Below are 12,510 nucleotides of genomic sequence, written 5' to 3'. Positions count from 1 at the left end.
TTGCGCCGTAAAATGACGGAAAACGTCATTACGGTCGAGGTGTTTCCGAAAAGAAGTCTGGATTTGCGAAATGAGATTGAGAGCTTCAACAGCGATCCTTAAACTAGAGTTATGACTTCAGCTTTGCTTCTCATTTTAAAAAATTCCGCGCTGCAATTCTTCGGTCTCTTCGGTGTTTTATTTCTTTCCGGCATGCTGCTGACTTGGATCTCGCGCTGGACAAACAATACTTTCCGTCAATTTGTTTTACCGAAATTTGGTCTTTATGTCTTTGGAGTGATCGGCGTGCCATTGCATGAACTCTGTCACGCACTGTTTGCGAAAATATTTTTTCACGAGATCGGTTCGATTAAATGGTTCGACCCGGAAGGCAAGGGCGGATCTTACGGGGTCGTTGTTCATCATTATAATGATCGCAACCTTTATCATCGCATCGGCTTATTTTTTATTGGCATGGGGCCCGTGCTGCTTGCACCGGTGCTTTTATTTGCGCTGTATAGCTTTTTAGTTCCGCATCCAGTCCCGTTCTCTTTACATCTCGGCGATCTGGGGTTTCTTGCAAATGATTTTTCAAAATCTTTGTTGGGAGCGGCGAATTGGAGTTCGATGGGATTCTATGCCTTTCTTTATCTGGCAGTCTGCCTGACGTCGCAGATGGAACTTTCTTCTGAAGACCTAAAAGTAGCACGCGGTGGAGTCTTACCGATTCTTTTGCTGATTCTTTTGGTGAATACGGCCGCAGGGTTATTTAATTTTAATCTGCATGCGAGGTTCGTAAATATTTTTAATATGGGCCTCGTATGGTGGGGAGCTTTCCTCGCTGTCGCGGTTTTTATTTCACTCTTAAATCTGCTTTTTTGTGCGGTTCTCTTTAATGTCCTTAATAAAATTTTTGGTCGCCAGGGTATCAATCCTTTTCAAAGTTAAGACGTTCTCGGCTCTTTGTTGCCCGGTGAGCAGATATCTCTGTTAAAAACACCTAATAATTTATACTTTTGTTCTAAATTGGGAATACTTTACCGTAAACGCGTGTCAGTTTGAAGCATAAGCAGAAAAAATAAAATAGCCTTCAATAGTATTTAGGACCCTGCCGAAGAGCTAGAGAATCAAATTATAAATAGCCCAATGTCGGAGCGGAGCCTTACTATGCGGACTGAGTCTTCTTTTGTCATGAAGCTGAAAAGTTTAAAGTATCAAATCCTGTTCCTGTCGATGCTGCCGATTGCGGGGTTCTGTGTCTCTGGATACTCCTCTTACTTAGACATTAAAGGGCTTAATGGCCTTTTAGAAGACTGTCACAATGATCTTGTGCCGACGTTGGAAGCGCTCGGAGATTTTGATACCGCCCGCGAAGTTGTGAAGACCCATATATGGGAAGGTCTTGCTCATCCCAATGACGTTGAAGACCGCAAAAAAATGTCTGATGATCTGCCAAAAGATATTAGTGATATTCAAGTGGCCTTAAGTGCGTATGAAAAAACCAAGTTTGGTCCCTACGAAAAAGCTAATTACCCCAACATAAAAAAAGACATTGAAGAGTACCTTAAAAGAACCCATGAACTGGCAGCTCTGATCCGCTCGCAAAATCCGCAAGATCTAGCCAAGGCCGAAGAGATCATGGATACAGAAATGCGCCGCCTCGATGAGGCGATTGATAAATACTCCGACGAAGTCACTAAAGAAGGCCATGCTGAAGCAATGGCGGACAAGGCTCTGGCCAAAGAGATGGAGCATAAAGCGATGGTTTATCTTGCCTCAGTCACCTTTGTTATGGGCGGCGGGGTTGCAATTGCATTAATGGTCTTGGGTAAACGTATTGTCAGCAAAGTTTCTCAGACCTCTGAAACTGTCGAGCTGTCCAGCGTGCAAGTGTCAGCTGCAATTGAGCAGTTGTCGGCTGCCAGCAACGAGCTTGCCAATGCCTCCACTAAAACCGCGGCCTCTCTAGAAGAAGCGGCTGCGACTGTGGAAGAACTGAGTGAGCTTGTCGGAAATAATTGTGAAAGTTCTAAAAAAGCCGCAGATCTTGCGGAGCACTCCAGTGCTCGGGCAACCAGCGGTGAAGGTGAGCTTAAACAGTTATTAAACTTTATGCAGAACATCTCGGCATCTTCTAAAAAGATGCTTGAAATTCTTGATGTGATTGATGATATCGCTTTCCAAACAAATTTGTTGGCCCTAAATGCTTCGGTTGAAGCGGCCCGTGCCGGCGAACAGGGGAAGGGTTTTGCGGTTGTTGCCGAGGCCGTTCGTAATTTAGCTCAAAGAAGCTCGGTCGCGGCGAAGGATATTAATGTCTTGATTTCAAAATCCGCCGAAGAGGTCAATGAGGGTGTTAAGGCGAGCTCTAAGAGCGGTGATGTTTTACGCGTGATTCTGGAAGATATTAAAAAAATTAGCGCCATCAACCGTGAAATCGCTGCTGGCAGCGAAGAACAATCGAACCGCATTAATATGCTTTCTCAGGCGATCGAGGTGATTGACACCTCGTCTCAGGGAAATGCCGCTTCCGCGGAGGAAATTTCTGCGACCTCTCTTGAGATTGCCGGGCAGTCAGAGGCTGTGCAAAAGCAAATTCAAGATTTAGGAACGCTCATTCACGGTAAAAATGCCGCCTAGAGTGGTTTTAGAGACAAATCTTTCTCTTGATCAGTCCCCGGAGAAAACTTCGGGGACTTTTTTATATTAGGCTTCTGTGAATATTCTTAATTCCTCTACAGAGTTTGATAGCGATCCAGAATTTAACCCGTGGGAACACGGGGGGCACGCTCTTAAGGCCGGCCCCTCGGCATTAGGCAAGGTCTTGCTGCGTAAATAAGGACGAAACCGCCCAAACTTGGTATGCTCTTTTTAGGAAGCTAAGTTCAGCTATTCAACATTACCGGCGCATTTCAGGGATTGGGACAAGCTCTGGTGCAGAATGATGGCTGTGGACTGTATTGTTCTTCCACCGGTATGCAAGCAGTGATTCGTGAATCACCAAAGGATCGGAAAAATCCATTACGACATTCGTGAGTTCGGGGAGTGGAAATGAAGCGATGTTTTACAGCCTTTATATTTTTACTCGGGGCCTGTCAGACCAAAGCGCCGGTAATAGAGGAAAACCCGTCCCGCGAGGTTTCTTCCGTGATCACGCGTGGCCAATATTTTGAAGATGTGACTGCCACAAGCGGAGTTTCTGAAACGCCGGCATCGTCGATCATTGTTGGCGATTTCGATAATGACGGCTGGGTCGACTTTATGGCGGCCGGCCGTCTTTATAAAAACATTTCCACCTTGGACAAGATTCAGTTCATCGATGTGACTGAGCGTGTTCGTTTGCAAAACTTAGTGGGATACCCGGTTTTTATCGATGTCGACAACGACGGCAGGCTCGATATCGTGACAACCAAAGGACAGCTTTTTCATCAACGCACGGACGGCACTTTTGAAGACCTATCAAGACAGTATGACTTAGGGTTTCCGGATAATGTGAAGTCTATTTCCTATGGCGATCTCAATGGCGATGGTTATGCTGATTTGATATTGGGTATGGGGGACAGTGAAATCAACGGCCGGGTCACGCTTTTTCCGCAGCAAATGCGTCTCAATGTCCGAGGAAAGAAGTTTGTGAAATACACTGCAGCGGTCGACTTTAGCTCGCTGACGGCCTATACGCGGGGAATGCCTTGGGCTGACTATAATAACGATGGCAGCCCAGATATTTATTTTTCGAACTATCGCCTTCATCGCAACTATCTTTTCGAAATTAAAAAAGGCCGGGTGATAGACACTGCCATTCCTAAGGGAGTCGCCGGAGATAAAGACAGCAATCGCTATTATGATCCAGTTAAGAAGGAACATTACGGTCCTACTTACGGTCATACAATTGGCTCGGTCTGGGCTGACTTTAACAACGATGGTTTGTTAGATCTTTGGGTTTCGAATCTGGCGCATAAATTTGTCGGTAGAGATGCGGCCAAGGGAGCTTACGATATCCGTGGTTACCTTTGTGACGACTCTAAAATATACAAAAATCTTGGAGCGCCGGATTTCAAGTTCGTGGACATGCGTGCAAAATCCGGGATTCCTCTAAAGCCGATCGGGGATTACAGCAAATACAAAGGGGATGAACTGTGGTCTCACTCGACAGCGGCGGATTTTGACAATGACGGCTTGATCGATATGTATGTGACTCAAGTCTATGATTTGAAATACGCCTATTCATTCATTTTCAAAAATTCCGGCAACTTCACATTCAGTGAGATAAGCCAAAGCGAGCCTACGCGGGTTCTTGATAGCTACGCGGGTGTTTGGGCTGATTTCAACAATGATGGAAAAATGGATCTGATCAACTCAGGTCGGCCGTCTTTGCACGCTGATAAAAAGTTATATATTTATAAAAATATCAGTCAAAACGATAATAACTTTTTGAAGATCCGTTTGATTGGCACGAAATCCGGTAAGAATCCGGTAACAACTCAAGTCCGTCTCTTTCATAAAGAAGGCGTTTTCTTACGCCAAGTAGACGGTGTTATCGGGACGATGAATCAGCAAAATGATCCGGTTTTGCATTTCGGTTTAGGACGAGTCTCAGAAATTGAAAAAATTGAAATCCGCTGGAATTCTGGAAAAGTGCAGACCCTCAAGACCCCGCGGCCCAATCAGACTCTGACCGTGACCGAGGAGTAAAGCCCGCGTGGATGAAAAAGACTGGCTTACAAAAAAGCCAGTCTTTTAGAGCTTACTTCAAAGCTTTGAGGGCCGCTTCGTAATTTGGTTCATTCACGATGTCGCTGACTTGTTCTGTGTAAAGAACTTTGTTTTTCTCATCCAAAACAATCACGGCACGAGAGCAAAGGCCGGCAAGAGGACCCGTTGTCATTTGCAAACCGAAGTCGGTTGCGAATTTGCTTCTGAATGATGAAAGGGCCTCAGCATTTTTAATACCTTCAGCGCCGCAGAAACGGGTTTGTGCAAATGGAAGGTCGGCAGAGATGTTCAAAACTGCAACGCCAGGGAGGCCCGCAGCGTCTTTATTGAAGTGACGAACAGAGGCGGCACAAGTGCCTGTATCGATGCTTGGGAAAATATTAAGAACCTTTTTCTTACCAGTATAAGTTTCAAGTGTGACTTCGCTCAAATCCGCGCGAACCAGTTTGAAATCAGGGCTGGTGGAACCAACCGCCGGAAGGTTGCCAGAAGTTTCGAGGGGATTGCCTTTAAGAGTGATTTTAGCCATGGATAGCTCCTTTGATAGAACATCCTTCAATTTTTTCGCTTAAAAAGACAGATATAATTTCGTGAAGCAGGGCAGATTTTGGACAAAAAAAATCCCCTTGGTAGGGGAGATTTTTTATCTCCAATTTTCCGGAGAAAATTGGGCTTGCGCCGATCTTTACCTAAAGGGAAAGATTGGAGCGGGAAACGGGACTCAAACCCGCGACCTATGCCTTGGCAAGGCATCGCTCTATCAACTGAGCTATTCCCGCGTCATTGCGAATGTGGGACGAAATTACAGTTGCACGCCCGAGCTGTCAATGGGTAAATATTTTTCATGCCGCTATTTTTTAAAAAAAGTCTCATTAAGTTGTCCACCCTCGCATTTTTAGGCGTAAGCGCTTATTTTTTGGGCTATTTTTGGGGTGTGAAGAATCTTGGAACTGAGGCCAATTCTCGAATGGTGGCCTCGAAGCCGGAAAAAGAAGCAGTCCCGGCAGACATCAAGTCAGATCAAGCGGCTGATCTTCGCAAGCTTAAATAAAGGGTTCATTCCTGGTTGCGTCTTTGCCGACGCCATTTTTACATAACTTGCCAATAAAACCGCCAGAAAAATAAAGAACCAATCTCTCGGGGACATATGCAGCAACATGGTTTAACCCTTGGCCTCGCGGCCTCTTTTGTACGCTAAATAGTATTCGACGCCACTGCTTATACTTAAGAGAACCGTGATCCACAAGATTCCGTAGCCGATTCTATCAAGATAGGGCAAATACCCTGGAATTTCTCCAATCAGAACCGCTGGCAGAGCGCCCATTTGCAAGGCGGTCTTCCACTTTCCGGCGGCTTTTGCTGCGATCACAACACCATCGGCTGCCGCCACCGCACGGATGGCGCCAATAAAGTTATCACGACCGAGGATGACAACCACCATCCACGGATCAATTTTCTGGTAGTAGGCCATCATCACAAGAATACTGCTCACGAGGATTTTATCCGCCACGGGGTCCATAAACTTACCCATGTTCGAAACAGCGTTGTATTTGCGGGCAAAGTAGCCGTCGTAATAGTCGGTGATAGAGGCCAGCATAAACAAAACAGCCGCCAGGACATTCCACCAAAAACTATTCGGCAGCATGGCAAGCAGCACGAAAGGCACCATGGCAATGCGGCTCACAGTAATCCACATCGGCAGCTGCTTCTTCCACGGAGCTATTTTTTCCCCGTTCGCAGGGGTCACAGGGATTGAGGTGCTATTCACTCAGGGTGTCCTTTGTTGTTTCTTACAGCGCTGATCTTCTCAAAACGGATTCCGGGCTGTCAACCGCGACGAAAAAACGTTTTGCTTTCTCGCCGGCTTTTTGTGATTGTAACGCTTAAATCTAACAAGGAATTTATGTTCACGTACCGGCACCGTGTTCAGTTTTATGAAACCGACGAAATGGGGATTGTTCACCATAGCAATTACCTGCGTTTTTGCGAGGAAGCTCGGGTTGAATGGGCTCACTCCGAAGGCCTGATCGATTACCAGAAAAAGGGATCGGCCAGCATGTTTGCCGTTTACGAAACCAGAGTGCGTCATTTAAAGCCGGCTCTTTTCGGTGATGAGATCGAAATTCAGCTGCAAGTTCGCTCTGAGGGTGTGCGCATTCACATTCAGTATCGCCTGAACGCCCGCGGGCAGACCTTGGCGGTGGCCGAGACCACTCATGTTCCGTTAGATCAAAACCTGAAACTGATGCGCCTTCCGGCGGCAATGAAAGCAATCCTGGAGAAAGAACAATGGACAGAAACCTGGCTTTAGAATTCGTACGTATCACCGAAGCAGCAGCACTTGCCTCCGCAGAATGGACTGGGCATGGCGATGAAAAAGCAGCTGATAAAGCGGCTGTGGATGCCATGAGAAAAGCTTTCGACAGCGTCAACATTGACGGCACAGTGGTCATCGGTGAAGGTGAGCGCGATGAAGCACCGATGCTCTACATCGGTGAAAAAGTCGGCAATAAAGCCAACAATGCTCCGGCGATCGACATTGCCTTGGATCCGCTGGAAGGGACCACCATCTGTGCAACGGGGGGAGTGGGTTCGATTTCTGTGATTGCGGTTGCAGAACGCGGCAACTTCTTGCACGCACCTGACACTTACATGGATAAAATCGCCTGCGGTCCTGGAGCAAAAGGTGTGATCGATATCGATAAAACTCCGACGGAAAATATCAATCGCGTAGCGGATGCACTGAAGAAAAACGTGAGTGACGTCACGGTTGTAATTTTGAATCGTCCTCGTCATGAAAAGCTCATCGAAGAAGTTCGTAAAACCGGCGCACGTATTCACTTGATCGGTGACGGTGACGTATCGGCTGCGATTGCCACAGCTTGGCCGGATTCAGGGATTGATTTACTCATGGGTATCGGTGGCGCACCAGAGGGCGTGATCTCAGCAGCAGCGATGCAGTGCTTAGGCGGCGACTTCCAAGGCCGTTTGAAATTCCGTAACGAAGAAGAAAAAGAGCGAGCAAAACGCATGGGCGTGAAAGACCTCGATAAGAAATATCTCGTCGATGAACTTGCCCATGGTTCTGTGATGTTTGTTGCTACCGGCGTGACGGATGGTCCTTTCTTGAAGGGCGTAAAAACTCTTCCGGGCCGTCAGGCGAAAACTCACTCGGTGGTGATGCGTTCACAAACGGGCACGATCCGTACCATTGAAGCTCATCATAAGCTCAATCAAAAACCGAACTTCAAGAAGTAGGCACAATGAATCCGCAAGGTCTTCACTGTTTCAACTGCGGTAAAGAGATCCCTGTGTTGGGGACCGTGGGGCGTCGTGATGAGTGCCCGCATTGCCGTGCCGACGTGCACGTGTGCAAGAACTGCGAGTTCTGGGACGTGAAGGCCTACAACGAATGCCGTGAGCCTCAGGCCGACGTTGTGAAAGAGAAAGACCGGGCAAATTTTTGCGATTACTTCTCGCCTCGTAAAGGGGCGAGTGGGGGCGTGGATAAAGCCGCGGCCCTGCGTGCGGCGGCCGAAGCTCTCTTTAAAAAGTCGACATAATCGCCTTGTAGGGACACTTCCTTCCATCTTCTAGACCGAAGCTGGACTTAGGTCTTTTGTTCTTTAATTCAGCTTAAGACATCGAATTCCGAAGAGAAAAGCATGAAAAAGTTTATCTCTGCGATTCTATTTTTAGGTTTGATCTCTTGCCAATCTTCCTCACCAAGAAATCCAGCGGCAAGTTCCGCGGAATCTTTTGAGTTGCTCAAGCTCGTTGAGAAAACCTACGAGACCGAGACGATGAAAAATGTGATTCCAGAAGAAGCTGTTCAGGTTGCTGATGTGGTCGCCCCCTTGAGTGCAAACACGGGTTCCCCGTTTAGTGTGAATGGGGCCTATTTCGGACGTTGGCGCGATCGCAGAGAAGAACTCAACATCAACCGCCTTGCGGATTTTGAAATCAAGAACGGGCAGATCGAGCGCATCTACGCCATGGATCGCTTTGGTGCCAAAGAGTATGAGCTTGATATTCAGAGTTTTCTCTATTCGAAAGAACTCAACGACAATCGCTCTTCAGAAGAATTGCAAAAAGATCAGCCGAGTTATCCTGCGGACATCGTTTGCAATCAGGGTTATACATTCCAGAACGGTCTTTTGGGGAAGAAGTTCTACTCAGCCAATGAGCGCAAGCACTTCAATGTTTATGAAAGTACTGTGAACGGTCAGCGCATTGTTTTGTCTCCTCCGCAGGGAGCCGAGTGTCAGCTGACGTGGCAAATGGGTGGCAAAAATTACGGCGTGCGTATCGTCACAGATACGACAGACCCGGACCAGGCATTGAACCAAGTGATCGACGGTTGTTTTTTACCTCAGGCAGGAAACCTCAAAGGCGTTGAAAGATTCTTTCTAACCAACAAATACAAGTCGATGACTTGCGTGGATTCAGTGAACAACGTCACGACACTCGAAGATCCGGTTGATGCGCTTCGTTCAAAGGTTGAAGTTCTGCTAGGCCATCCTATCACAAAAGAGTTCGTGCAGAATTACGATCCTTATGCGCCCCTGGATATGAGTCAAGCGCCGCACTTTGATAGCATCTATGTTTCTTACTTGGTGTTCAGAGCGGATTTCTACGGAAGCTTGCTGGCCCGTTTGATGGAATATCATGCGGATCGCGGGACTCGTGTAAAGTTGCTTGTGTCAGATGTGATTGCGCTTAAAAAAGACCGCGCGATGTTTGCGCGTATGACGCAAAAACACAATAACATCAAAATCCAAGAATATCGTTACAAGCGCCAAAAAGGGGAAAGCCTGAAAGGCAAGTTTGACGAATTCCATCGCACGATGCACGTGAAGCTTCTGATCACGACTTCGAAAGATCGTCCTGAGCTCAATACGACATTTATTGGTGGCCGTAACGTCCATGATGGCTTCGTATTTAAAACTCTGCCAGGCAAAGCTCGTTACCCTGAAATGGTCGACTACGGCGATGGCAAGGATGAATCTTTCTGTCACTGGCGCGATTTTGAAATCAAAGTTCAGGACCCGGGCTTTACTCGTAAGGCCGCGGCCCATTTTTTAACGCTTTGGAACTATGATGCAAAAACGCTGGCGGTTCGCTCGATCAATCAAAACGTGATGCAATCAGCTCCGGCGGATATGCGTCTGTTTAACGGTCGTGAGCCTCTGGTACGTCACTTCATGTCGTTCCCTTATAAAGATGGCCACAGTCTTGAAGTCTTCTACTCTGAGATGGTGGATTCCGCTGAGAAGAGCGTAAAGATCTCAACTCCGTATTTCCGTCCGACAGAGATGTTTATGGGCGCTCTGAATCGCGCGGTGAAACGGGGGGTGGATATCACCTTGATCACCCGCTTGGATCTCGAGGGCGACACCGTTGACTGGCTTTTGAGCGATGCCAATAAAGCCGGCGTGAATCAGTTCTGGGATAAGATCCATGTCTATGAATACGTGGAGCCGAAAGTGATTTTACACTCTAAGATCGTGCTGGTGGACGGCAAGTTCTCATTCATCGGTTCGGTGAATTTGAACAAACGCAGCTTCTTCCATGATCTTGAAAACGGAGCAATGATTTACAGCCCTGAATTCAATCAGCGCATGGAAAAAATCTACGGAACTTATCTGCAGGACTCCCGTCCGATTCAGAATAAGCTAAAAACAAGCCCGCTTAAAAAAGTTATTCTTGATATGTTTGATACTGAATTCTAGGAAGTGGAGCCATCCGCGAGCCTCGGGTGGCACAATGGAGTTAGTCCAAAGAAGTTTTGGAACAGTAAATTCATGAATAAAAAATTATCGAGATCGCTCGATTGACCTAAGACGGCTTCCTTGAGGACGATATAAGAAATCTCTCTTAAGGGCTGGGTTTAAAGATGATTCGAATCAATCTCTGTCTTTTTCTAATTTTTTTAGTGGCGGTCATTAGCTCTTTTGCTTCCGCGGGGGTAGAGGGGTTTATCGAAATCGCCCCTTATGCTCAAGATTCAAAGGAATTCTCGTGCGCAAATATGAGTGCCGACGAGTGGGCAGTTCGTATTGAGAAGAATAAACTTGTCATTGTTCCCGCGAAACGTCGCAATACAGTTACTTTGGACATCGCCGGAGGTAGTTTCATAGCTAAAGATGGCGGCGAATTCGAAGGGGGACTTTCTTTTAATCAAGGCAGAGAACATCAAACTCTCTTCAATGAAAATATCTCAGTGCTGTTTTCAGTATCCAATGACACCGTGGTCGCCTTCGGTGGCTTAGCCCATTTGGAAACCGATGATGGCTATATGCTTATTATAAAGAAGCAGCCTAAAGCTTTTGGCTGGAAGGTAGAAAAGAGAGTCCCATTGCCGGCAAATCCTTATGCTGTTGCTGCCACGGATCCTGAAAGGTTTTACTTCGTGACCGGTGAGGGGCTTTATTCGATCCATTGGCCTACTGAAAAAATCGATAAACTGAAGTCCTCGTATGTGACCCGCTTGTATCCGAATAGTCTTGCTATGGATCAAGACAAGCACATCTATGTCGGCATGAGGCACGCCGTGGTTCACTTTATACCCGTTGCCGGCGGCGGCTACGACATCAAGTGGTTGGTGAAAAGCCGCTGTACGAGATAAGTGCAATTTAACGTAACATAATCATTCTATACATCGGTGTTGACACCTTCCGTCGACTCCGGAAGACTTAGGTCATGGCAAAAGCATCAACGACAGAAGTTTTCAATTGTACGACCGAAGAATTTTACAAAATCATCTCTGATTACGAGAAGTACCACGAGTTCCTTCAAGAGGTGAAGCAATGCAAAGTGCTCAAATCTGAAGGCAACCGCAAGCTTGTTGAATTCAATGTGGCCGTTATTAAGGCCTTCAAATACACAATGTGGATGACGGAAACTCCGTCAACCTCCATCACTTGGGAATTTGCTGGTGGGGATGTGTTTAAAACCTCTGTGGGCTCTTGGAAGCTCGAAGAAGAGGCCGGCAAATGCCGCGCGACTTATTCTGTCGAGGCGACATTTAGCATGTTTGTTCCCGGTCCGATTGCGAATGCCTTGGTCAGCGTGAATCTTCCGGGTATGATGAGTGCCTACCACAAGCGTGTGGCGCAGATTTATAGAAAGTAGTCTCCATGGCAGCGGACGGAAAACACACTAAAAAAGACGTGACGGACGAAGCAAAAATCGAGGACGGGAAGTCCCTGTTGAGTGATGCTTTAAAGAAGGTCTTTACCGTCGGTGTGAGTGCCGCTTTCCTGACTGAAGAATCCATTCGTAACTATGTGGGCGAAATGAAGCTTCCGAAGGAAGTTTTGCAGACTCTGTTGCAAAGTGCTTCTAAATCCAAAGATGAAATCACTCAGCGCATGAGTAAAGAGCTCGTAGCAATGATTCAAAAGATTGACCTGGTTAAGGAATTTTCTAAATTCGCAGAGACACATAAATTTAAGATCTCGGCCGAGGTCGAGATCCTTAAAAAAGAAAATACGCCTAAAGAGTAGGCCTTTCGCGGCGGTTATCCTAAAATCTAGACTTCGAGTTTCTCATTTTGAGCCGATAAGTTCGGTATGAATACATACGTTCTTTCATTAGCTTCGGTGGTTCTTTTCTGTCTTTGTGCACATCAATTCATGAAAGCTGTGCTGATTCAGATTCCCGTGTTTAATAACACGAACTACACAAAGAGCGCTCTCCGTGTGGCGAAGGCCTACAAGATCCTTTCTTGGGGCATTATGACCGGTTGCTTTTTGGTAGCCCTTGTCATCTCGTTTTATCAAGTTTTCTCTGAGATCTAACGGCGATATGATGGCC

At 46.7% G+C, this 12,510-nt stretch carries 13 protein-coding genes and 1 tRNA gene; 11 read left to right on the top strand and 3 right to left on the bottom strand.

From position 1 onward, the window contains the following. The first annotated feature begins 111 nt into the window (after window positions 1-111). The 3 genes from JSU04_07910 to JSU04_07900 all read left to right on the top strand — a co-directional run bounded on the left by JSU04_07910 (window position 112) and on the right by JSU04_07900 (window position 4,671). Complete coding sequence (locus JSU04_07910; GenBank protein ID MBS1970218.1) at window positions 112-927, top strand: hypothetical protein; 816 nt, start codon at window positions 112-114, stop codon at window positions 925-927. Window positions 928-1,146: 219 nt separating this feature from the next. Continuing rightward, window positions 1,147-2,619, top strand: coding sequence for a methyl-accepting chemotaxis protein (locus tag JSU04_07905; GenBank protein MBS1970217.1), 1,473 nt, complete (start codon window positions 1,147-1,149; stop codon window positions 2,617-2,619). Window positions 2,620-3,030: 411 nt separating this feature from the next. Further along, window positions 3,031-4,671: a CRTAC1 family protein gene (locus JSU04_07900; protein MBS1970216.1), complete on the top strand. Its 1,641-nt coding sequence runs from the start codon at window positions 3,031-3,033 to the stop codon at window positions 4,669-4,671. Window positions 4,672-4,723: 52 nt separating this feature from the next. Here the strand turns inward: JSU04_07900 and tpx are convergent, their stop codons facing one another. The 3 genes from tpx to pgsA form a co-directional block, all read right to left on the bottom strand. Further along, window positions 4,724-5,221 (bottom strand): thiol peroxidase, encoded by a 498-nt coding sequence (tpx, locus tag JSU04_07895; protein ID MBS1970215.1) that lies wholly within the window; start codon window positions 5,219-5,221, stop codon window positions 4,724-4,726. Between the two features lie 174 nt (window positions 5,222-5,395). Continuing rightward, a tRNA-Gly gene (locus JSU04_07890) sits at window positions 5,396-5,471 on the bottom strand. 383 nt (window positions 5,472-5,854) lie between these two features. After that, window positions 5,855-6,388, bottom strand: coding sequence for a CDP-diacylglycerol--glycerol-3-phosphate 3-phosphatidyltransferase (gene pgsA, locus JSU04_07885; protein MBS1970214.1), 534 nt, complete (start codon window positions 6,386-6,388; stop codon window positions 5,855-5,857). 207 nt (window positions 6,389-6,595) lie between these two features. On the opposite strand from pgsA, the gene JSU04_07880 reads away from it, so the two are divergent. From JSU04_07880 to JSU04_07845, 8 genes are all read left to right on the top strand, one after another. Beyond that, complete coding sequence (locus JSU04_07880) at window positions 6,596-7,003, top strand: acyl-CoA thioesterase (protein ID MBS1970213.1); 408 nt, start codon at window positions 6,596-6,598, stop codon at window positions 7,001-7,003. Next, window positions 6,982-7,950, top strand: a complete 969-nt coding sequence (gene glpX, locus JSU04_07875) for a class II fructose-bisphosphatase (protein ID MBS1970212.1) — start codon at window positions 6,982-6,984, stop codon at window positions 7,948-7,950. Before JSU04_07880 ends, glpX begins: the two co-directional genes overlap by 22 nt. Window positions 7,951-7,955: 5 nt before the next feature. After that, window positions 7,956-8,255, top strand: coding sequence for a hypothetical protein (locus JSU04_07870; protein MBS1970211.1), 300 nt, complete (start codon window positions 7,956-7,958; stop codon window positions 8,253-8,255). 102 nt (window positions 8,256-8,357) lie between these two features. Then, a complete protein-coding gene (locus JSU04_07865) occupies window positions 8,358-10,424 on the top strand; it encodes a phosphatidylserine/phosphatidylglycerophosphate/cardiolipin synthase family protein (GenBank protein ID MBS1970210.1) in 2,067 nt (688 codons plus the stop codon). 164 nt (window positions 10,425-10,588) lie between these two features. After that, complete coding sequence (locus JSU04_07860; protein ID MBS1970209.1) at window positions 10,589-11,320, top strand: hypothetical protein; 732 nt, start codon at window positions 10,589-10,591, stop codon at window positions 11,318-11,320. Window positions 11,321-11,394: 74 nt separating this feature from the next. Beyond that, entirely contained in the window at window positions 11,395-11,826 is a 432-nt protein-coding gene (locus tag JSU04_07855; protein ID MBS1970208.1) for an SRPBCC family protein, read from the top strand. Window positions 11,827-11,831: 5 nt separating this feature from the next. Continuing rightward, on the top strand, window positions 11,832-12,200 hold the full coding sequence (locus JSU04_07850) for a hypothetical protein (GenBank protein MBS1970207.1): 369 nt from the start codon (window positions 11,832-11,834) through the stop codon (window positions 12,198-12,200). A gap of 66 nt (window positions 12,201-12,266) precedes the next feature. Further along, a complete protein-coding gene (locus tag JSU04_07845; GenBank protein MBS1970206.1) occupies window positions 12,267-12,494 on the top strand; it encodes a hypothetical protein in 228 nt (75 codons plus the stop codon). The last annotated feature ends 16 nt before the right edge of the window (window positions 12,495-12,510 follow it).

This window comes from Bdellovibrionales bacterium (assembly GCA_018266295.1).
GTDB lineage: Bacteria > Bdellovibrionota > Bdellovibrionia > Bdellovibrionales > Bdellovibrionaceae > JACMRP01.
This window is presented reverse-complemented; position numbering and strand designations above follow the sequence as displayed.